A 20,380-nucleotide genomic window follows, 5' to 3' on the forward strand; every position below is an offset into this window, starting at 1 on the left:
ACTCTATCAGACTCTTTCGTGTCCGATTCCCGGTCGAAGCGGGTCAAGCGTTTTTCGCTTTCCAGTTCTTCGCTTTCGCGTTTCCCTTTCCGGCGGACCCGACTTTATCAGAAGTTCTGAGTCGGAATTTCCACCCCTTCGCGGGGCTCGCGGCACACAGATGTGCGCCGGGCTTCCCGTTGAGGCGGAGACGTAAACGTACTGGAGCGGAGCGCCCCGATGCAAATCGGGGGCCCCGCTCCGTAGTTCGCGCCGATCGGGAGGTCAGACCTCGACGACGACGGGGAGGATCATCGGGCGCCGGCGGTAGGTGTCGGAGACCCACTTGCCCACCGTGCGGCGGACCAGCTGCTGGAGCTGGTGCGGCTCGACGACTCCGTCCTGGGCGGACTTGTCGAGTGCTTCCTGGATCTTCGGCACGACGGCGCCGAACGCGCCGTCGTCGATCCCGGAACCGCGTGCCTGGATGTGCGGGCCGCCGACGATCTTGCCCGAGGTGCTGTCGACCACGATGAAGACGGAGATGATGCCTTCGTCGCCGAGGATGCGGCGGTCCTTGAGGGAGGTCTCGGTGACATCGCCGACCGAGAGCCCGTCCACGTACACATAACCGGCCTGGACCTTGCCGACGATCTTGGCCTTGCCGTCGATCAGGTCGACGACGACGCCGTCCTCGGCGATGACGATGTGGTCCTTCGGGACGCCCGTGAGCGCTCCCAGTTCGGCGTTGGCCCGGAGATGGCGCCACTCGCCGTGCACCGGCATCAGGTTCTTGGGCCGGCAGATGTTGTAGAAGTACAGCAGCTCGCCCGCCGAGGCGTGACCCGAGACGTGGACCTTGGCGTTGCCCTTGTGAACGACGTTGGCGCCCCAGCGGGTGAGGCCGTTGATCACGCGGTAGACGGCGTTCTCGTTGCCGGGGATCAGCGACGACGCCAGGATCACCGTGTCGCCCTGCACGATGCGGATCTGGTGATCGCGGTTGGCCATCCGGGACAGTGCGGCCATCGGCTCGCCCTGCGAACCCGTACAGACGAGCACGACCTCGTCGTCCGGCAGGTCGTCGAGGGTCTTCACGTCGACGACGAGTCCCGCCGGGACCCTCAGATAGCCGAGATCACGGGCGATGCCCATGTTGCGGACCATCGAGCGGCCGACGAAGGCGACCCGGCGGCCGTACTCGTGGGCCGTGTCCAGGATCTGCTGGATGCGGTGGACGTGGCTGGCGAAGCTCGCCACGATGATGCGCTTCTGCGCATTGGCGAACACATTCCGCAGGACGTTCTGGATGTCCCGCTCCGGCGGGACGAAGCCCGGGACCTCCGCGTTCGTCGAGTCGGAGAGCAGCAGGTCGATGCCCTCCTCGCTCAGCCGGGCGAACGCGTGCAGGTCGGTGAGGCGGCCGTCCAGCGGGAGCTGGTCCATCTTGAAGTCGCCGGTGGCGACGGCCATGCCCGCGGGGGTGCGGATCGCGACCGCGAGAGCGTCCGGGATGGAGTGGTTGACCGCGATGAACTCGCAGTCGAAGACTCCGATGCGCTCGCGGCGGCCCTCCGCGACCTCAAGGGTGTAGGGCCGGATCCGGTGCTCCTGGAGCTTGGCCTCGATGAGCGCCAGGGTCAGCTTGGAGCCGATGAGCGGGATGTCCGGCTTCAGGCGCAGCAGGAACGGGACGCCGCCGATGTGGTCCTCGTGGCCGTGCGTGAGGACGATGCCCTCGATGTCGTCGAGGCGGTCCCGGATGGTGGTGAAGTCCGGAAGGATCAGGTCGATGCCCGGCTGCTCCTCCTCGGGGAAGAGGACGCCGCAGTCGACGACGAGCAGGCGTCCGCCGTACTCGAAGACCGTCATGTTGCGGCCGATCTCGCCGAGGCCGCCGAGAGGGGTGACCCGCAGGGCTCCCTTCGGGAGCTTCGGCGGGGTACCGAGTTCAGGGTGCGGATGACTCAAAAGACTCTCCTTACCACGCGCGCCACGTACCGCTTGGGCACGTGGCGCGCATGTCATTCGTGCACTTGCTGTTGTCTTGGGTACTGCTCCGTTGCGAGCGTTCCTCGCGTATTCAGTTGTGAAGTCCGTGGTTACAGCTGTACCCCACCGGCGGCCAGGTCGATCTTGAGCTGCGCCGTTTCCTGTGCGGTGAGTTCCACCAGGGGGAGGCGCAGGGGGCCCGCCGGGAGGCCCTGGAGGGTGAGGGCGGCCTTGGTGGTGATCACGCCCTGGGTGCGGAACATGCCGGTGAAGACCGGCAGCAGCTTCTGGTGGATCTCGGTCGCCTTCTGGACGTCGCCGCCGAGGTGGGCCTCGACGAGGGCGCGCAGATCGGGGGTGACGACATGGCCGACGACGGAGACGAGGCCGACCGCGCCGACCGAGAGGAGCGGGAGGTTCAGCATGTCGTCGCCCGAGTACCAGGCGAGGCCCGACTGTGCGATGGCCCAGCTGGCGCGGCCGAGGTCGCCCTTGGCGTCCTTGTTGGCCACGATGCGGGGGTGCTCGGCGAGCCGGACGATCGTCTCGGTGTCGATCGGCACACCGCTGCGGCCGGGGATGTCGTACAGCATCACCGGGAGGCCGGTGGAGTCGGCGATCGCCGTGAAGTGCCGGAGCAGGCCTTCCTGGGGCGGCTTGTTGTAGTACGGGGTGACCGCGAGGAGGCCGTGGGCGCCGATGCGCTCGGCGGTGCGGGCCAGCTCGACGCTGTGGCGGGTGTCGTTGGTGCCGATGCCGGCGACGATGTGCGCCCGGTCCCCCACCGCCTCCAGCACGGCTCGTACGAGCTGCTCTTTCTCCGCGTCGCTGGTGGTCGGGGACTCGCCGGTGGTGCCGTTGATGATCAGGCCGTCGTTGCCTGCGTCCACCAGATGGGTGGCGAGCCGCTGGGCGCCGTCGAGGTCGAGAGCGCCGTCCGCCGTGAAGGGCGAGACCATAGCGGTGAGGACCCGCCCGAAGGGGGTCTGCGGAGTGGAGATCGGAGCCATGGGTAACACGCTACTCGTTGCTCGACGCGCGGTGCCCCCTCGGGGGGACAAGCAAGAGGAGCCCGGCACTGCCTGCTCGGGGGTTCAAGCAGTGCCGGGTCCGTTTGATCAGCCTAGATGAACTTCACGAAACGCCGCAATACGGACACCGCCTACGGGGCCACGCGTCCGTTTTTGTTGAAGGCTGCATGGGTGAGCGGCATGAGCCGCGCCCAGTGGGCCTCCATCTGCTCGCCGACCATCTCGATCTCGCGCTGCGGGAACGACGGCACCTTCGCCAGCTCGTGTTGGGTGCGCAGGCCGAGGAAGTGCATCAGCGAGCGGGCGTTGCACGTGGCGTACATGGAGGAGAAGAGGCCGACCGGGAGCACCGCGCGGGCCACCTCGCGGGCCACTCCGGCGGCCAGCATCTCCTGGTACGCCTCGTAGGAGCGGCGGTAGGAGTCCTCCATGGACTTGCTCGTGAGCGCGTGCTGCTCGGCGGTGCCCTCGACGAACTCGTACTTTCCGGGGCGGCCCTGCTGGACGAGCTTGCGGGACTCCCCCGGGACGTAGAAGACCGGCTGGAGCTCCCGGTAGCGGCCCGATTCCTCGTTGTAGGACCAGCCGACGCGGTGCCGCATGAACTCGCGGAACACGAAGATCGGGGCGCTGATGAAGAAGGTCATCGAGTTGTGCTCGAACGGGCTGCCGTGCCGGTCCCGCATGAGGTAGTTGATGAGCCCCTTGGAGCGCTCAGGGTCCTTGGTGATCTCTTCGAGGGACTGCTCACCGGCCGTGGACACACGGGCGGCGAACAGCACGTCGGCGTCGCCGGCGGCGGATTTCACCAGCTCGACGGTGACATCACTGCGGAAACTGGGCTGTGCGGATTCGGGGGTCTCGGTCACCGGCGGGGTCCTTCCAATGGCGTCGCTCGGGCGGCGCCCACTCTACGGGCCGCCACTGACAACGCCGTCCGTCACCACCCGCCCCGGGATTTCTTCGGCCAATCCGTCACATCCGGGCACCGATCGGACCTCCCGTGCGTCTGACTGTGCAGTAGCACCCGAAACAACGTTCCCAGGAGAGTCACCCCATGTTCCGCCGACGGGAGTCCGTCCCGTTCTCGTTCGTCGCCGAGGCCGACCGCTTCCGCAGTAACGTCACTCCGCCCCCGCGCGAGCGGGCCTCCGTCTCCGAGAAGGCCGGGCGGGCCCTGATGGGCCTCGTCGTGGTCGCCGGACTCGTCGGATCGCTGCTGCTGGGGCTGCCGGCCCTGTCCCCCGGGCAGTCCCCGCAGCAGGCCCAGCAGACCGAGGCCGCGCACGGACGGTGACTCGTACGGCCCCCCTGGGGTGGTCCGGCCGGTAGCCTCCTCGGTAGCCTCACCGGGCACAGCAATCGAGCGTGCTTGTGAGTGAGGATCAGTCGTGCCCCTGCCCTTCCTGACGGCCGACCGCGCGTTTGACGCGAGCGCCGAGGACGCCGCGCTGCCGTTCGACGACCACGACAGCTGGCGGCGCCCGTACCGTCTCGGCCCCTGGCGGGTCGCGTCGGCGGCCGTCCTGCTGCTGCTGGCCTCGTTCATCCTGTTCGCCGCGATGATCACGGCGTTCGCCGGGGCGGTGCCCGGGGCGGGAGCCTGCCTCGCGCTCGCCCTCGCGGTGATCATCTGCGCGCTGCGGATGCTGCGGATGGGTGCGTGGGTGAGCCGGCACGGGGTCCGCCGGGTCGGCTTCTTCATGACCACGACGGTGCCGTGGAACCGCGCCTCCGCCGTGCGCACCGTGCAGCAGCCCGTGAAGTGGCTCGGCTTCCCCCGTACCGTGCAGGGCCAGGCCCTGATCGTCGTGCGCAAGGGCGGGGACGCGGTGCCGCCGCTGCTCACCGACTCCAACGCGGACTTCCTCGCGCGGGGCGAGGCGTTCGACCGGGCCGCGGACACGATCGAGGCCTGGGGCGAGGAGTACCGGCGCCCCTGAGTCCCGGAGACACAAAGAACGACGCGGGACGGCCGTCCTGCCACGGGGATTCCCGCGGCAGGGCGGCCGTCCCGCGTGCTGCTCAGGCGCCGGACGGTGTGGAACGCGCCGGAGGGGCCGCCGCGCGGGCGTGCAGGGCGATGGCCCGCTGCATGGCCTTGCGGGCCCTGGGAGTGTCCCGGGCGTCCTGGTAGGCGACGGCGAGGCGGAACCAGCACCGCCAGTCGTCCGGCGCGTCCTCGGCCTCCTCCTTGCGGCGGACGAACGCCGCGTCGGCGGAGTCCCGGTCGATCCGGCCGCTCGGGGTACGCGCCAGGTCGTCCACCGGGAGGCCGCCCTCGGCGTCCAGCTCGGCGGCCAGGGCGTTGGCCCGCCGGACGAACTGCGTGTTCTTCCAGAGGAACCAGAGGCCGATCACCGGAAGGATCAGCACGGCGACCCCGAAGGTCACCGTGATCAGGGTGCCGTGCTCGATGAGCAGCACCCCGCGGCTGCCGACCAGGACGAAGTAGAAGACCAGGACGGCGGCCGTGACGATGTACGTGATCTTTGCGCGCATGGCGGGGCTCAGTCAGTTCAGGTCGAGGAAGTGTTCCAGGCCGAAGGTGAGGCCCGGAGTGGTCACCACACGGCGTGCGCCGAGCAGGATGCCCGGCATGAAGCTGCTGTGGTGCAGGGAGTCGTGCCGGATGGTGAGGGTCTCGCCCTCGCCGCCGAGGAGCACCTCCTGGTGGGCCAGCAGGCCGCGCAGGCGTACGGAGTGGACGGGGATCCCGTCGACGTCCGCGCCGCGTGCCCCGTCCAGCGCCGTGGCGGTGGCGTCCGGCGCGGGGGCGCAGCCGGCCTCGGCGCGGGCCTCGGCGATCAGCTGGGCGGTGCGCGCGGCGGTGCCGGAGGGGGCGTCGGCCTTGTTCGGGTGGTGCAGCTCGATGACCTCGACGGATTCGAAGTAGCGGGCGGCCTGCTGGGCGAACTTCATGGTGAGGACGGCGCCGATGGAGAAGTTCGGCGCGATGAGCACGCCGGTGCCGGGCGAGCCGGAGAGCCAGGTGTGCAGCTGCGCGAGCCGTTCGTCGGTCCAGCCGGTGGTGCCGACCACGGCGTGGATGCCGTGCCGGGTGCAGAACTCCAGGTTCTCCATCACCGAGGAGGGGGTGGTCAGCTCGACGACGACCTGGGCACCGGCGTCCGTCAGGACGTCCAGTGAGTCGCCTCGGCCGAGGGCGGCCACCAGCTCCATGTCGTCGGCGGCCTCGACCGCTCGTACCGCTTCGGAACCGATGCGGCCCCGGGCGCCGAGGACGGCCACGCGCAGCTTGCTCATGCTTGCTTCTTTCGGGTGACGGGTGAGGGGTGGCGGAAGACGGTGCCTAGGCGACCGACTCGTGGAGGCGGTCGGCCTGCTTGTCCTTGAGGGGGCCGATGACGGAGAGCGAGGGGCGGTGTCCGAGGAGCTCGCCCGCCACCGAGCGGACGTCGTCGGGGGTCACCTGGGCGATGCGGGCCAGCATGTCGTCGACGGACATCTGCTCGCCCCAGCACAGCTCGCTCTTGCCGATGCGGTTCATCAGCGCGCCGGTGTCCTCCAGGCCGAGGACGGTGGAGCCGGAGAGCTGGCCGATGGCGCGGCGGATCTCCTCGTCGCTCAGGCCGTCCGAGGCCACCCGGTCCAGTTCGTCGCGGCAGATCTTGAGGACGTCGTGGACCTGGCTGGGGCGGCAGCCCGCGTACACGCCGAAGAGCCCGCAGTCGGCGAAGCCCGAGGTGTACGAGTAGACGCTGTAGGCGAGGCCGCGCTTCTCCCGTACCTCCTGGAAGAGGCGGGAGCTCATGCCGCCGCCGAGGGCGGTGTTGAGGACGCCGAGCGCCCAGCGGCGCTCGTCGGTGCGGGCCAGGCCGGGCATGCCGAGGACGACGTGGGCCTGCTCGGTCTTGCGGCCGAGCACCTCGACGCGGCCCGCGGTGCGCAGGGCGCGGGTGCCCTGGCGGGGCACCATGGGCACGGCGTCGGTGCGGGAGAGCGCCCCGGCCCGTTCGAAGGCCTTGCGGACCTGGCGAACGACGGTGGCGTGGTCGACGTTGCCGGCGGCGGCGACGACCAGGTGCGTGGGGTCGTAGTGCTTCTTGTAGAAGCGGGCGATCTGGCCCCGGTTCAGGGCGTTGATCGTGTCGACGGTGCCGAGGACGGGGCGGCCGAGCGGGGTGTCGCCGAGCATGGTGTGCGCGAACAGGTCGTGCACGCAGTCGCCGGGGTCGTCCTCCGTCATGGCGATCTCCTCCAGGATGACGCCGCGTTCGGCGTCGACGTCCTCGGAGGCGATCAGGGAGCCGGTCAGCATGTCGCAGACGACATCGATGGCCAGCGGCAGGTCCGTGTCGAGGACCCGCGCGTAGTAGCAGGTGTACTCCTTCGCCGTGAAGGCGTTCATCTCGCCGCCGACCGCGTCGATCGCGGCGGAGATGTCGAGGGCGGTGCGCCGGGCGGTGCCCTTGAAGAGGAGGTGTTCGAGGTAGTGCGTCGCGCCGTTCAGCGTCGGGGTCTCGTCGCGCGATCCGACGTTGGCCCAGATGCCGAAGGTGGCGGAGCGTACGGAGGGCAGGGTCTCGGTGACGATGCGCAGGCCGCCGGGGAGGACCGTGCGGCGGACCGTGCCGATGCCGTTGCTGCCCTTGAGAAGCGTTTGGGTACGGGCGACGGCCCGCCCCTCCGAGGAGGGGCGGGCCGTCGTCGCGGAACTACGGGACGTCACTTGGCGGCGTCGTCCTTCTTCTCGTCCTCTTCGCCCTCGATGACGGGGATGAGGGAGAGCTTGCCGCGGGAGTCGATCTCGGCGATCTCGACCTGGACCTTGGCACCGACACCGAGCACGTCCTCGACGTTCTCCACGCGCTTGCCGCCGGCCAGCTTGCGGATCTGCGAGATGTGCAGCAGACCGTCCTTGCCGGGCATCAGGGAGACGAACGCACCGAAGGTGGTGGTCTTGACGACCGTACCCAGGTAGCGCTCGCCGACCTCCGGCATGGTCGGGTTGGCGATCGCGTTGATCGTGGCGCGGGCGGCCTCGGCCTGCGAGCCCTGCTGGGCACCGATGTAGATGGTGCCGTCGTCCTCGATCGTGATGTCGGCGCCGGTGTCCTCCTGGATCTGGTTGATCATCTTGCCCTTGGGGCCGATGACCTCACCGATCTTGTCCACCGGGATCTTGACGGTGATGATCCGCGGGGCGTTCGGGGACATCTCGTCCGGGACGTCGATGGCCTCGTTCATCACGTCGAGGATGTGGAGGCGGGCGTCGCGGGCCTGCTTCAGCGCGGCGGCCAGGACCGAGGCGGGGATGCCGTCGAGCTTGGTGTCGAGCTGGAGCGCGGTGACGAACTGCTTCGTACCGGCGACCTTGAAGTCCATGTCGCCGAACGCGTCCTCGGCGCCGAGGATGTCGGTCAGGGCGACGTAGTGGGTCTTGCCGTCGATCTCCTGCGAGATCAGACCCATGGCGATGCCGGCGACGGCGGCCTTGAGGGGCACACCGGCGTTCAGCAGGGACATGGTGGAGGCGCAGACCGAGCCCATGGACGTCGAGCCGTTGGAGCCCAGCGCCTCGGAGACCTGGCGGATCGCGTAGGGGAACTCCTCGCGCGAGGGCAGCACCGGCACGATGGCGCGCTCGGCGAGCGCGCCGTGGCCGATCTCGCGGCGCTTGGGCGAGCCCACGCGGCCGGTCTCGCCGACCGAGTACGGCGGGAAGTTGTAGTTGTGCATGTAGCGCTTGCGGGTCACCGGGGAAAGGGTGTCCAGCTGCTGCTCCATCCGGAGCATGTTGAGGGTGGTGACGCCCAGGATCTGGGTCTCGCCACGCTCGAAGAGCGCCGAGCCGTGCACGCGCGGGATGGCCTCGACCTCGGCGGCGAGCGTACGGATGTCCGTGACGCCGCGGCCGTCGATGCGGACCTTGTCCTTGATGACGCGCTCGCGGACCAGCTTCTTGGTCAGCGCGCGGTAGGCACCGGAGATCTCCTTCTCGCGGCCCTCGAACTCCGGGAGGAGCTTCTCGCCCGCGATCTCCTTGATGCGGTCCAGCTCCGCCTCGCGCTCCTGCTTGCCGGCGATGGTGAGCGCCTTGGCCAGCTCGGTGCTGACGGCCTTGGTGAGGGCCTCCAGGACGTCGTCCTGGTAGTCCAGGAAGACCGGGAACTCGCCGGTGGGCTTGGCGGCCTTGGCTGCGAGGTCGGACTGGGCCTTGCAGAGCACCTTGATGAAGGGCTTCGCGGCTTCCAGACCGGCGGCGACGACCTCTTCGGTCGGGGCCTCGGCGCCGTCCTTGACGAGCTGGATGGTCTTCTCGGTGGCCTCGGCCTCGACCATCATGATCGCGACGTCGCCGTCCTCCAGGACGCGGCCCGCGACGACCATGTCGAAGACGGCGTCCTCGAGCTCGGTGTGCGTCGGGAAGGCGACCCACTGGCCCTTGATCAGCGCGACACGGGTGCCGCCGATCGGGCCGGAGAAGGGCAGGCCGGCGAGCTGCGTGGAGCAGGACGCGGCGTTGATCGCGATCACGTCGTACAGGTGATCGGGGTTGAGCGCCATGACCGTCTCGACGATCTGGATCTCGTTGCGCAGGCCCTTCTTGAAGGACGGGCGCAGCGGGCGGTCGATCAGGCGGCAGGTGAGGATCGCGTCCTCGGAGGGGCGTCCCTCGCGGCGGAAGAAGGAGCCGGGGATCTTGCCGGCGGCGTACTGCCGCTCCTCGACGTCCACCGTGAGGGGGAAGAAGTCGAGCTGGTCCTTGGGCCGCTTGGAAGCGGTGGTGGCCGACAGCACCATGGTGTCGTCGTCCAGGTACGCGACGGCGGAGCCGGCGGCCTGCTTGGCCAGGCGGCCCGTCTCGAAGCGGATGGTGCGGGTGCCGAAGGTCCCGTTGTCGATAACGGCCTCGGCGTAGTGGGTCTCGTTCTCCACTAGTGATTTCTCCATACTCGTCGTCTTTCGCCCCGGCGCCCGTGTGGCGCGGGGCGGTGCGGAGAAGCGCACCCTGGGTGCGGGGCCGGTCTTCGATCGAAGCTCCCGGGCATGGTCCCGGGGGCCACTACCGAGGACCGGCGGCGGCGACGGCGCGCTTCTCCTCGTGCGTTGTCGTACGTCCAGGTTACTGAGGTTGTCCCCGGTAGCGCACGTACGGCAAAGGGAGCGGCCCCCTGGATGTGGGAACCGCTCCCTTTCACAGCGTCCTTACTTGGCGCCGCCGGCCGCACCGCGGCGGATGCCGAGGCGGTCGACGAGCGCACGGAAGCGCTGGATGTCCTTCTTGGCCAGGTACTGCAGGAGGCGGCGACGCTGGCCGACCAGGATCAGCAGACCACGACGGGAGTGGTGGTCGTGCTTGTGCGTCTTGAGGTGCTCCGTCAGGTCCGAGATGCGGCGCGAGAGCATGGCGACCTGAACCTCGGGGGAACCGGTGTCGCCCTCCTTCTGCGCGAACTCGGTCATGATCTGCTTCTTCGTAGCGGCGTCGAGCGGCACGCGGTACTCCTCTTGGTGTTCGAAGCGCCCACGAGTGCCCCTGGTCTGGTTCTCAGGGGGGCTTGGGTGACTCGGGAGCGAAGGTCCGATGGGCGCAGTTCCCAGAAACGACCGGGAACGCGTACACAAACGGCCACAGCCAGACTACCAGTCGTTCGCAGCCGACCCCGACGGGGTTATCGGCCGGTGAGGTCCCGGGCGCGGGCGTACACGTCGAGGACGGCCAGGCAGAGCGGGACCAGGGAGAGCAGGAGCACACTCTCGGCGAGGTCCAGGATCCGGCCCCAGAACGGGGAGAGCCCGGCGCGCGGGACGATCAGCCCGACGGCGGTGAGCAGGACCGCGCCGGCGGCGACCGCCGCGCAGATCCCGAGGGTACGCAGATCGAGGTCGCCGCGTTCGCCGTAGCGGGTGAGCCCCGTCACCAGGTCCTCGGGCGGGTTCAGCGCCAGGCCGAGGACGAGTGCGGCGACCGCGCCGGTCCCGGCGGCCAGGACGCAGACCACCTGGGAGGTGTAGCGGAAGAGCCGGGCCCGCAGGAGCAGGGCGAGACCGGTGGCCAGGGCGAGCAGCCGGCCCCAGGTGGAGCCGGAGAAGCCGAGGACGGCGGCGGACGCGACGGCCAGGGCGGCGCAGCCGCCGACGAGGCCGAGGAGCAGTTCGTGGCCGCGCCGGGCGCGCTCGGCGACGGTCCGGGCGTCGACGGGGGCGGCTGCGTGCGGGCCGTCCGGGCCGGTGAGCGGGTCGGCGAAGGGGTCGGCGTGGCCGGTGGGCGGGGTGCGCGGCGGGGCGGCGTCGATGGGGAGCCGGGCGAAGCGGGCGGAGAGGCCGGGGAGGAAGGCGATGAGGCCGATGGCCGTGGGGGCGCAGACGGCGGCGGCCGAGGCGGCGGTGGACTCGGTGAGGATCGCGGCGAAGGCGGCGAGGGTGCCCGCGGTGGAGAGCAGGGCGGCGGCGACGAACGGGGCGTCCCCGCCCGGGGTGACCGCGACCAGCACCACGGAGGCGACCAGGACGGCGACGCAGCCGAGCAGGAGCTGGAGCCGTCCGGGGCCCTGTCCGGCGTCGGGGCCGATGACGCCGGAGCCGGCGAGGAGCAGGAGGGGCAGCGCGCCGAGGCCGAGGGCGACGGCGGTGAGCCGGTCCGCGTAGACGCGGGCGCGGACGGCGGCGAAGGCGGTGAGGAGCGTTCCGGAGGTCGCGGCGGCGACGGCGGGCAGGCCGTGCGTGTCGTGGTGGACCGGGTCGGCGTACCAGAGGGCGACGGTCATCAGCAGGAGCAGCAGGGCGGCGCCCGCCGCTCCGGCGCCGCGCAGCAGTTCGTCGCTCCACAGGTGGCGGTCGCGGCCGACGGCCGAGGCGACGGCGTCGGAGACGTCGTCGAACACGGCGGGCGGCAGCGAGGCGGCGAAGGGGCGGAAGGTGAGGATCTCGCCGTCCAGGACCTGTTGCTCGGCGAGGGTGCGGGCGCCGTCGAGGACGGTGCCGTCCCGGCGGACGAGGTGGTAGCCCGTGGGGGTGGCGACGGCCTGGGCGCGGCCGGTGAGCCGCAGTATCTCCGGGCCGACGTCGGCGACGGCGAGGTCCTCCGGCAGTGCGACGTCGATCCTGCTGTCGGGTGCCACGACTGTGACGCGGCAGAAGCCGCTCCCCGCGGTCGTACTCACCTGTCTGTTCCCCCTGCGGTCCGCTTCGGCGGTTGCGCGCGCCACCCTACCGGGAGGGTCCGGCCAGTAGGATCACGGTCGCGCGGAGGCCGGTTCATGGGGCGGCGGCAGCCACGGGGGCGCCGGTGCGGGTCCGCCCCGGCCCTCCGGCGCGCGGCACGGATGGGGTGGTTGTACCGGTGGGCCAGATCGTCGTGAAACGTCCGCCGCGGGCCCTGCCGCCGCGGCTCCCGGCGGAGCCCCTGGATCTGAAGGCCCCTCCGGTGCTGCCGCGGGGCCGGAGCGAGGGGCTGCTGCTCCAGTTGCTGCCGGTGCTCGGCATGGGTGCGTCGGTGGTGTTCTTCTTCTCGCCGCAGGCTCCGCCGTTCATGCGGATCATGGGTGTGCTGATGCTGGTGTCGACGGCCGGGCTGGCGGCGGCGCAGGTGGTCCGGTACCGGCGGGGTGCGCAGGGGCACATGGCCGAGGCCCGGCGCGACTATCTCGCCTATCTGGCGCGCGTGCGGCGCGAGGTGCGGCGCACGGCGCGCGCCCAGCGCGACACCCAGTGGTATCTGCATCCGGCGCCCGACCAGTTGTGGTCGGTGGTGGCCGAGGGGACCCGGGTGTGGGAACGGCGGTCCGGGGACGCGGACTTCGGGCTGGTGCGGGTCGGGCTGGGGCCGCAGCCGCTGGCGACGCCGCTGTCGGTGCCGGAGCCCGGTCCGGCGGAGGATCCCGAGCCGGTGTGCGCGGGGGCGCTGCGCCGGTTCGCGGCGGTGCACGGCCGGCAGGAGGGGCTGCCGGTGGTGTTCCCGGTGCGGGAGGTCCATCGGGTGGCGTTCGCGGGGCCGGTGGAGCAGGCGCGTTCGGTGGTGCGGGCGGTGGTGGCGCAATTGGTGACGGCGCACGCGCCGGACGATCTGGTGGTCGGGGTGGTGGCGGCGCCGGGCGCGGTGGAGCACTGGGACTGGACGAAGTGGCTGCCGCACGCGCAGGCGCCGGGGCCGGGCGACGGGGCGGGGACGCGGCGGTTGTTCGGGGCGGACACGGCGGCGCTGGAGGAGCTGCTGGCCGGCCGGCTGGAGGGGCGGCCCCGGTTCGGCCGGGACGGCGGGCAGGCGGCGGAGCAGCCGCATGTCGTGGTGGTGGTGGACGGGGGCCGGGCGGCGCCGGATTCGCTGCTGGGGGCTCCGGAGGGGCTTCAGGGGGTGACGGTCCTGGAGGTGGTGCGGGGTGAACCCGTGCCGGTGCGGGGCGGGTTGACGGTGCGGGTCGGTCCGGGGCTGCTGCGGGTGGAGCCGGCCGGCGGGGAGGCGGTCGCGGGGGTGCCGGACGGTCTGTCGCCGGTGGCGGCCGAGGCGCTGGCCCGGCAGCTCGCGCCGCTGCGGCTGGGCGGCGGGCGGGAGGACGAACCGCTCCTGTCCGATCTGGACTTCACCGAGCTGCTGGGGCTGGGGGACGCGGGCGCGGTGGACGTGGCCCGCACCTGGCGGCCGCGTCCGGCCTCCGAGCGGCTGCGGGTGCCGATCGGGGTCGGCGAGGACGGGCTGCCGGTGCTGCTGGACCTCAAGGAGGCGGCGCAGGACGGTATGGGGCCGCACGGGCTGTGCGTGGGGGCGACGGGGTCGGGGAAGTCGGAGCTGCTGCGGACGCTGGTGCTGGGGCTGGCGGTCACGCATCCCTCGGAGACGCTGAACTTCGTCCTCGCCGACTTCAAGGGCGGGGCGACGTTCAGCGGGATGGCGCGGCTGCCGCACGTGGCCGCCGTCATCACCAATCTGGCCGACGATCTGTCCCTGGTGGACCGGATGGGCGACACGATCCGGGGCGAGCTGCGGCGGCGCCAGGAACTGCTGCGCGCGGCGGGCGACTACTCCGGGATCCACGACTACGAGCGGGCGCGGGCGGCGGGGGCGCCGCTGGAGCCGCTGGCCTCGCTGGTCCTGGTCATCGACGAGTTCTCGGAACTGCTGGCCGCCCGGCCGGACTTCATCGACATGTTCCTGCAGATCGGCCGGATCGGACGGTCGCTGGGGGTGCATCTGCTGCTGGCGTCGCAGCGGCTGGAGGAGGGCTCGCTGCGCGGTCTGGACACCTATCTCTCGTACCGGATCGGGCTGCGGACCTTCTCGGCGGCGGAGTCGCGGGCGGCGCTGGGGGTGGCGGACGCCTTCCACCTTCCGTCGGTGCCGGGCTCGGGGTATCTCCTCTCCGGTACGCGGGAGATGGTCCGCTTCAAGGCGGCGTACGTGTCGGGGGCGTACCGCGCGGGGGTTCCGGCGGGGGACGCCGGGCCGGTGGCGCGGCGGGCGGCGGTGTTCCGGGCGCTGCCGGTGCCGGTGGCCGAGGCGGAGCCGGGTGCGGTCGCCGTGCCGCCGCCGGGGCGTGCGGAGTCCGCGCGCGAGAGCGTGCTCTCCGTGGTGGTGCGGAGGCTGGAGGGGCAGGGGGTGCCGGCGCACCGGGTGTGGCTGCCGCCGCTGGACCGTTCGGTGCCGCTGGACCAGGTGCTGCCGGGGTTGGGTCCGCAGGAGGGGCGGGGTTTCACCGCGACGGGGTACAGCAGGCCCGGTGGGCTGACGGTTCCGCTGGGGCTGGTCGACAAGCCGTTCGAGCAGCGGCGGGAGGTGCTGTACCAGGACTTCTCGGGGGCGGCGGGGCATCTGCTGGTGGTCGGCGGGCCCCGGTCGGGGAAGTCGACGCTGCTGCGGACGCTGGTGGCGTCGTTCGCGCTGACGCACACGCCCCGGGAGGCGCAGTTCTACGGGCTCGACTTCGGCGGGGACGGGCTGTCCGCGCTGGCGGGTCTGCCGCACGTGGGGCAGATCGCCTCGCGCCTGGACCCGGAGCGGGTGCGGCGGACCGTGGCGGAGGTGGCGGGGGTGCTCGGCCGCCGGGAGGAGCTGTTCCGGGCCCGGGGCATCGGCTCGATGGCGGCGTACCGGCGCGAGCGGGCTGCCGGGAGGCTGCCGGACGACGCGTGGGGCGATGTCTTCCTGGTCGTCGACGGCTGGGGCGCGTTCCGTGCCGAGCACGAGGCGCTGGAGCAGGTGGTCACGGACATCGCGGCGCGGGGTCTGGGCTACGGCGTGCACGTGGTGCTGTCGGCCGCGCGGTATCCGGACGTCCGGGCGGCGCTGAAGGACCAGGTGCTGGGGCGACTCGAACTGCGGCTGGGCGACGCCCTGGACTCCGAGTTCGACCGGAAGGTCGCCGCGCGGGTGCCGGCCGGGGTGCCGGGGCGCGGCCAGATCGCGGAGAAGCTGCACTTCATGGCGGCGCTGCCGGTGATCGACGCGGTCCGCGACACCGCGGATCCGGACGAGGGCACGGCCGCTCTGGTGGACCGGGTCCGCGCGCACTGGACGGGCGATCCGGCCCCCGCCGTACGGCTGCTGCCGCACCGGCTGCCCGCCGAACGGCTGCCGAAGGGCTTCGAGTTCCCGGACCGGGGCATCGCCCTCGGTGTCGCGGAGTCGGATCTGGAGCCGGTCTTCGTGGACTTCGACAGCGATCCGTTCCTGCTGGTGTTCGGCGAGGGCGAGTCGGGGAAGACGAATCTGCTGCGGCTGGTCGTCAAGCAGCTGGCCGAGCGGTACTCCCCCGAGGAGGCGCGGCTCGTCGTCGGTGACTACCGGCGCGGGCTGATGGGGGCGCTGCCGGAGACCCATCTGCTGGAGTACGCGCCGACGGCGGACGCGCTGCGCACCCATATGGAGGCGCTGGCCCGGGTGTTCGCGCGGCGCCAGCCCCCGGCGGACGTGACACCGCGGCAGTTGCGCGAGCGCAGCTGGTGGTCGGGCCCCCGGATCTTCGTGGTGGTGGACGACTACGACCTGGTCGCGACGGCCTCGGGCAGTCCGCTGGCGCCGCTGGCGGAGTATCTGCCGTTCGCCCGGGACGCCGGGGTGCGCTTCGTCGTCGCGCGGACCTCGGCGGGGGCCTCGCGGGGGCTGTACGAGCCGTTCCTGCAGCGCGCCGGGGAGTTGGGGGCGCAGGGGCTGGTGCTCTCCGGCGATCCGGGCGAGGGCGATCTCGTCGGGTCGGTGCGCGCGCGTCCGCTGCCGCCGGGGCGCGGGTATCTCGTCGGACGGCGCGGCGGCGGCCGGCTGGTGCAGACCGGATGGCTGGCCGAGCGTCCCTGACCCGTGCCCGGGGGGGGCGCGCGGGGGAGGCACGGAAGCACACGTACACGCTGTTCCCCGGCCGTGTCCAGGGGCGGTGTCGGGGCCTGTACGGTGCCGTGCAGAGCCACGTACGGAGAGGACCCTTGACCATGGGCACACAGGCGGAGAAGGACGAGCTGTACGCACTGGACATCTCGGGGGTGGAATGGCTGAGCGCCCCGGGGACCGAGCAGGAGGAGGAGCGCGTGGAGATCGCGCATCTGCCGGGCGGAGCGGTGGCGATGCGCTCGTCGCTGGACCCGGACACGGTGCTGCGCTACACGGAGGCCGAGTGGCGCGCGTTCGTCCTGGGCGCCCGGGACGGCGAGTTCGACCTGACGTAGCCGTGCGGCGGTGAAGGGGGCGCGTCCGGGGGAAGCGCCCCCTCCTTCTCCTTCCGCCGGTGCGCGGCGGGGTGGTTCAGTACGCCTCGGTGAACAGGCCCGAGGCCTTGAGGTCGGTGGCGCGGTAGTGGTCCTTGCCGTTCTCGACGATCCGCGCGATGTGCTCCAGACGGTTCCTCATGTGGTCGGCCCTGCCGCGGTAGTCGTTCTGGAGGGTGACGTACGCCGCGTGCGCCTCGCCGTCCCAGGTGTCGGTGACGACCTTGAGGGCGGTGTCCATCTCCTCCAGGTCGTGGCAGATGTTCCGGGAGACCGCGCGGATGCGGTTGGCCATCTCCTGGACGCTCTCGTAGCGGACCTTGGTGTGCGGGTCGTGGCCCATGGGTGTTCCTCTGCGGTGGAAGGGACGGCCCGGCCGTCCGGCGGGCGGGGTCAGATGCCGTCGAGGCCGGAGCCGCCGCGTGCGGCCGGGGCCTGTTCCCCGACGGCTCCGAAGGCCGCGCGGACCTCCTCGTCGGTGGCGTTGCTGAGGTTCTTGGTGCTCGCGACCGCGTGGAGGAGCACGTTGAGGAGGCGGCGGATCCGGTCGTGGTCCTCGTTGAGCGCGAGCTGGGCCGAGGTGAAGCCGGAGGCGCCGACGCCGGTCCAGCCGGCTCCGGCCGTGGCGAGGATGTCCGCCAGTTCCCTGGACTGCCGGGAGACGGCCTCGGCGGTGTCGACGATGCGGTTCCTGGCCTGGACGAGCGGGTCGTCGGCGAGGGCGAAACCACCCGCGGGGCTGGTCATGCGGAGGTCCTCTCCGAGGGCGCCGGAGGGCGCGGTGACGGGGGTGTGGGGGCTGAACCAGGCGCTCACCCTAGCCACTTCGGTGCCGCTCCCCGGCCGGCCGCCGGTCGCGCTCCGGTCCCTCCGGCGGTCAGCGGGGGCGCGGGGAGCGGCGGCGCCGGAGGTCTCGGGCGACGGTCGCGGTGCCGGCCACCGCGCCGACCAGCACCACGGCCGCGGACAGCGCGTAGGCCGCGTAGCGCTTGGTGCGCCGCCGCTCGGGTCCGTCCGCCGACAGCCGCGCGGGCTCGGGTGCGAGGGCCCCGGCGGGTGCGGGGCCGGGGTGCGGCGCGTCCTGCGGGGCAGCGTCGCCGGACAGTGCGCGGACCGGGTCGACTACACCCCATCCGACGAAGGGGTCACGGCCGTTGACGGGGCGCTGCGCCGTCTGTTCGATGCGGGCGGCGATCTGCGGCGCGGTCCAGTCGGGGTACTTGGCGCGCAGGAGGGCGGCGACGCCGCTGACGTAGGGCGCGGAGAAGCTGGTGCCGTTGTCGGTGCACTGGCCGTTGCCGGGGACGGTGGAGACGATGTCGACGCCGGGGGCGGCGACGTCCACGAAGTCGCCCGGCTGGGAGAAGGCGGCCCGTTCGTCGTCGCGGTCGGAGGCGGCGACGGCGAGGACGCCGGGGAAGGCGGCCGGATAGGTGGTCCGGGACCGGCCGTCCGCGCCGTCGTTGCCCGCCGACGCGACCACGACGACGTCCTCGGCGACGGCGCGGGCCACCGCGCGGCCGAGCGCGGAGTCCTCGGTCAGCGGCCGGGAGGTGTCCTGGGAGATGTTGATGACCCCGGCGCCCTCGGCGACCGCGTGGTCGATCCCGGCGGCCATGGTGCTGTCCCTGCCGCTGTGCCGGCCGTCGTTCTGGCGGACCGGGATGACGGTGGCCTCGGGGGCCAGGCCGACGAAGCCCGTGCCCGCGCGGGGGCGGGCGGCGATGATGCCCGCGACCTTGGTGCCGTGGCCGGACTCGTCGAGCGTCCCGTCGCCCCCGGTGCCGGTGTAGTCGATGCCGGCGGACCGGTCCACGGCGGCGGTGAGCTGCGGATTGGTGGTGTCCACGCCGGTGTCGACGACGGCGACGCGGACGCCCTTGCCTCGGGTGTCCTTCCACAGGGCGTCGAGCAGCACGCGCTGGAGCGGCCAGGGGCGCCCCTCGAACTGCTCCCGCATCGGGAAGGCGCACTCCCCGCCGCCGTCCAGGTGCGGTCCGGGGTCCGCGGCGGCGTACGCGGCCTGCGGTGCCGCGAGCAGGGCCAGGGCGGCGGCCGCCGCCGGCAGCGCCCCCGTCCGGTGTCGCATCGTGTCCTCTCCCCCGTCCGTTCCGGTGCCGGTGCCGCCCGTCAGGAGCCCTGGGGCCTGCGGGCGCTCTCCGTGTCGAGCCCCGGTCCCCGGGCCAGGAATTCCGACCAGGCGTGCGGCACCGGGACGGGGACCGTCTTCCCGTATCCCAGCCGGGTCTGCGCCTCGCCGGGCACCGGCCGGGTGCCGGGGCGCGTGGTGCCGCCGTCGCCGTTCGCCCGGACCGCGTACCGCAGTCCGGTGTCCGTCACCAGGAAGAGTGAGCCGTCCGGGCCCGTCCGGCCCTCGCGGACCGGGGTGTAGAGGAGCCCGCTCCCCGGGGTGACGTAGGTGCTGGTGCCGCCGGTTCCGACGGCGGCGGGATAGGCGGTGCCCGCCCAGGTGCTGAGGGTCGTGCGGCCGGAGCCGTCGGTGGAGCGCAGCACGCTGCACACGGTGTCGCGCGCGGCGGATCCCGTGTCGGTGCTGTTGACGCGGACGGCCCGGTGCGCGGGCCAGCGCAGGGCCGGGTCCTCGAAGGGCTCGGTCGCGGGGACGAAGTCCTGGAGCCCCGCGGGACGTGCCTCGCCCGCCAGGTCGAGGACGGCGGCACGCGGCGCGTTGATGAGCAGCCAGGCGGTGAACTCGGAGACCGGCCGGACCTCGCGGTCGAGGACGACGTAGTACGCCGTGCCCTCCCCGTTCCTGGTGCGCAGGACCGTGCCGACGCGGTTCTCGCGCGCGGACAGGTGCCCCTCGATGTGCGCCGGGGCGCCGGTCTCGCCGGGGATGTCCGGGAAGGCGAGGGGGCTGCCGTCGTGCAGGGTGGCCAGCCAGTCGTCGGTGACGGGCTGCGGTGGGGCGCTGCCGACGAGGGCGTCGGTGAGGTGGCCCCGGTCCTCGGGGGTCTCGTCGACGCGGTACTTGGTGCCGCGGGCGTCCACGAGGTAGCGGGTGCCGTCCTGGCCCCGGACATAGAGGACCTGGCCGCCGGTGAGCCGGCCGGCCCCCTCGGTCAGGTCCCGGTCGCGCGCCGCGAGGACGAACGCGGCCTTCTGCACGGAGCCGCCCCCGCCACCCGGCTGCACACAGACCGCCCAGCGCTTGGCGGTGCCGGCGTCCTCGGGTTCCGGCAGCCGGTCGGGGGCGTAGGGAATGCCGAGGACGGGACCGCGCGCCGGGTCGCCGGCGTCCAGGACGGAGTCGTCGACCTGGACGACTCCGTACTGCCTCGGGTCCAGCAGCAGCCGGGCCGAGGCGAGGTTCAGCACGGGGTGCAGCAGGGTCCTGCGGTCCGCGCCCCGGCCGGTGGTGAGCACGACGTAGCGAGTGGTCGACGTCTTGCCGACGACGACCTTGGCGCCGGGGCGGTCCCAGTCGCGGGGCGCGGCCGGGCGGAACATCCCGTACGCGCCGAATCCGGCGAGGATCAGCGCACCGGCGACCAGTCCGGGCAGGACGGCGCGCAGGGGGCGCGGGGCCCCTTCGTCGGAGCCGGTGGGAGAGGGCCGCAGAAAGGCCGCCACCACGCGCCGCTTCGCGAAGGTGTACGCGTTCAGCTCGTCGCGCCGCGATGTCATGGATCCGCCCCCGTCCGTCCGCACGGCAGCGGGGAGCGCCCCGGCCGGCGTCCCGTGCCGGGCCCCCGCTG

At 72.3% G+C, this 20,380-nt stretch carries 17 protein-coding genes; 4 read left to right on the forward strand and 13 right to left on the reverse strand.

Annotation, left to right across the window (positions count from 1 at the left end):
- Window positions 1-264: 264 nt before the first annotated feature.
- From ACZ4FH_RS02660 to thyX, 3 genes are all read right to left on the reverse strand, one after another.
- Entirely contained in the window at window positions 265-1,950 is a 1,686-nt protein-coding gene (locus ACZ4FH_RS02660) for a ribonuclease J (RefSeq protein WP_383643979.1), read from the reverse strand.
- Between the two features lie 131 nt (window positions 1,951-2,081).
- Window positions 2,082-2,981, reverse strand: coding sequence for a 4-hydroxy-tetrahydrodipicolinate synthase (dapA, locus tag ACZ4FH_RS02665; RefSeq protein ID WP_383643982.1), 900 nt, complete (start codon window positions 2,979-2,981; stop codon window positions 2,082-2,084).
- A 152-nt stretch (window positions 2,982-3,133) separates the two neighbouring features.
- Window positions 3,134-3,871 (reverse strand): FAD-dependent thymidylate synthase, encoded by a 738-nt coding sequence (gene thyX, locus ACZ4FH_RS02670; protein ID WP_467301754.1) that lies wholly within the window; start codon window positions 3,869-3,871, stop codon window positions 3,134-3,136.
- A gap of 188 nt (window positions 3,872-4,059) precedes the next feature.
- Between thyX and ACZ4FH_RS02675 the strand changes: the two genes are divergently transcribed.
- Together ACZ4FH_RS02675 and ACZ4FH_RS02680 are read left to right on the forward strand one after the other, a co-directional pair.
- A complete protein-coding gene (locus ACZ4FH_RS02675) occupies window positions 4,060-4,299 on the forward strand; it encodes a hypothetical protein (protein WP_467301756.1) in 240 nt (79 codons plus the stop codon).
- Between the two features lie 94 nt (window positions 4,300-4,393).
- Window positions 4,394-4,945, forward strand: coding sequence for a hypothetical protein (locus tag ACZ4FH_RS02680; RefSeq protein ID WP_467301758.1), 552 nt, complete (start codon window positions 4,394-4,396; stop codon window positions 4,943-4,945).
- Between the two features lie 82 nt (window positions 4,946-5,027).
- Here the strand turns inward: ACZ4FH_RS02680 and ACZ4FH_RS02685 are convergent, their stop codons facing one another.
- The 6 genes from ACZ4FH_RS02685 to eccD form a co-directional block, all read right to left on the reverse strand.
- On the reverse strand, window positions 5,028-5,504 hold the full coding sequence (locus ACZ4FH_RS02685) for a hypothetical protein (RefSeq protein WP_467301759.1): 477 nt from the start codon (window positions 5,502-5,504) through the stop codon (window positions 5,028-5,030).
- A 12-nt stretch (window positions 5,505-5,516) separates the two neighbouring features.
- The gene (dapB, locus tag ACZ4FH_RS02690) at window positions 5,517-6,269 is read right to left on the reverse strand and encodes a 4-hydroxy-tetrahydrodipicolinate reductase (RefSeq protein WP_467301760.1); all 753 of its coding nucleotides are present in this window, start codon (window positions 6,267-6,269) and stop codon (window positions 5,517-5,519) included.
- Window positions 6,270-6,315: 46 nt separating this feature from the next.
- Complete coding sequence (locus tag ACZ4FH_RS02695) at window positions 6,316-7,695, reverse strand: M16 family metallopeptidase (protein WP_467301761.1); 1,380 nt, start codon at window positions 7,693-7,695, stop codon at window positions 6,316-6,318.
- Complete coding sequence (locus ACZ4FH_RS02700) at window positions 7,692-9,905, reverse strand: polyribonucleotide nucleotidyltransferase (RefSeq protein WP_467302407.1); 2,214 nt, start codon at window positions 9,903-9,905, stop codon at window positions 7,692-7,694. Before ACZ4FH_RS02700 ends, ACZ4FH_RS02695 begins: the two co-directional genes overlap by 4 nt.
- 270 nt (window positions 9,906-10,175) lie before the next feature.
- Complete coding sequence (rpsO, locus tag ACZ4FH_RS02705; RefSeq protein WP_018551846.1) at window positions 10,176-10,466, reverse strand: 30S ribosomal protein S15; 291 nt, start codon at window positions 10,464-10,466, stop codon at window positions 10,176-10,178.
- 176 nt (window positions 10,467-10,642) lie between these two features.
- Complete coding sequence (gene eccD, locus ACZ4FH_RS02710) at window positions 10,643-12,133, reverse strand: type VII secretion integral membrane protein EccD (RefSeq protein WP_467301765.1); 1,491 nt, start codon at window positions 12,131-12,133, stop codon at window positions 10,643-10,645.
- Between the two features lie 179 nt (window positions 12,134-12,312).
- Between eccD and eccCa the strand changes: the two genes are divergently transcribed.
- Window positions 12,313-16,257: a type VII secretion protein EccCa gene (gene eccCa, locus ACZ4FH_RS02715; RefSeq protein ID WP_467301766.1), complete on the forward strand. Its 3,945-nt coding sequence runs from the start codon at window positions 12,313-12,315 to the stop codon at window positions 16,255-16,257.
- A gap of 131 nt (window positions 16,258-16,388) precedes the next feature.
- Window positions 16,389-16,622 carry a DUF397 domain-containing protein gene (locus tag ACZ4FH_RS02720; protein ID WP_383644008.1) on the forward strand — a complete coding sequence of 78 codons (234 nt, stop codon included), beginning with the start codon at window positions 16,389-16,391 and terminating at the stop codon, window positions 16,620-16,622.
- Window positions 16,623-16,698: 76 nt separating this feature from the next.
- Here the strand turns inward: ACZ4FH_RS02720 and ACZ4FH_RS02725 are convergent, their stop codons facing one another.
- From ACZ4FH_RS02725 to eccB, 4 genes are all read right to left on the reverse strand, one after another.
- Window positions 16,699-17,004, reverse strand: coding sequence for a WXG100 family type VII secretion target (locus ACZ4FH_RS02725; RefSeq protein ID WP_383644011.1), 306 nt, complete (start codon window positions 17,002-17,004; stop codon window positions 16,699-16,701).
- A gap of 50 nt (window positions 17,005-17,054) precedes the next feature.
- Window positions 17,055-17,408 (reverse strand): hypothetical protein, encoded by a 354-nt coding sequence (locus ACZ4FH_RS02730; protein WP_467301769.1) that lies wholly within the window; start codon window positions 17,406-17,408, stop codon window positions 17,055-17,057.
- 130 nt (window positions 17,409-17,538) lie between these two features.
- On the reverse strand, window positions 17,539-18,750 hold the full coding sequence (gene mycP / locus ACZ4FH_RS02735) for a type VII secretion-associated serine protease mycosin (RefSeq protein ID WP_467301770.1): 1,212 nt from the start codon (window positions 18,748-18,750) through the stop codon (window positions 17,539-17,541).
- Between the two features lie 41 nt (window positions 18,751-18,791).
- Window positions 18,792-20,309, reverse strand: a complete 1,518-nt coding sequence (gene eccB / locus ACZ4FH_RS02740) for a type VII secretion protein EccB (protein WP_467301771.1) — start codon at window positions 20,307-20,309, stop codon at window positions 18,792-18,794.
- Window positions 20,310-20,380: the final 71 nt, after the last annotated feature.

The organism is Streptomyces sp. NPDC024555, assembly GCF_055559335.1.

What these genes read in the sequence shown, in the direction of transcription:
- dapA (WP_383643982.1), bottom strand. Translation starts at nt 2,981, where the DNA reads ATGGCTCCGATCTCCACTCCGCAGACCCCCTTCGGGCGGGTCCTCACC.
- ACZ4FH_RS02675 (WP_467301756.1), top strand. Translation starts at nt 4,060, where the DNA reads ATGTTCCGCCGACGGGAGTCCGTCCCGTTCTCGTTCGTCGCCGAGGCC.
- ACZ4FH_RS02685 (WP_467301759.1), bottom strand. Translation starts at nt 5,504, where the DNA reads ATGCGCGCAAAGATCACGTACATCGTCACGGCCGCCGTCCTGGTCTTC.
- dapB (WP_467301760.1), bottom strand. Translation starts at nt 6,269, where the DNA reads ATGAGCAAGCTGCGCGTGGCCGTCCTCGGCGCCCGGGGCCGCATCGGT.
- ACZ4FH_RS02720 (WP_383644008.1), top strand. Translation starts at nt 16,389, where the DNA reads ATGGGCACACAGGCGGAGAAGGACGAGCTGTACGCACTGGACATCTCG.
- ACZ4FH_RS02725 (WP_383644011.1), bottom strand. Translation starts at nt 17,004, where the DNA reads ATGGGCCACGACCCGCACACCAAGGTCCGCTACGAGAGCGTCCAGGAG.
- ACZ4FH_RS02730 (WP_467301769.1), bottom strand. Translation starts at nt 17,408, where the DNA reads ATGACCAGCCCCGCGGGTGGTTTCGCCCTCGCCGACGACCCGCTCGTC.
- mycP (WP_467301770.1), bottom strand. Translation starts at nt 18,750, where the DNA reads ATGCGACACCGGACGGGGGCGCTGCCGGCGGCGGCCGCCGCCCTGGCC.
- eccB (WP_467301771.1), bottom strand. Translation starts at nt 20,309, where the DNA reads ATGACATCGCGGCGCGACGAGCTGAACGCGTACACCTTCGCGAAGCGG.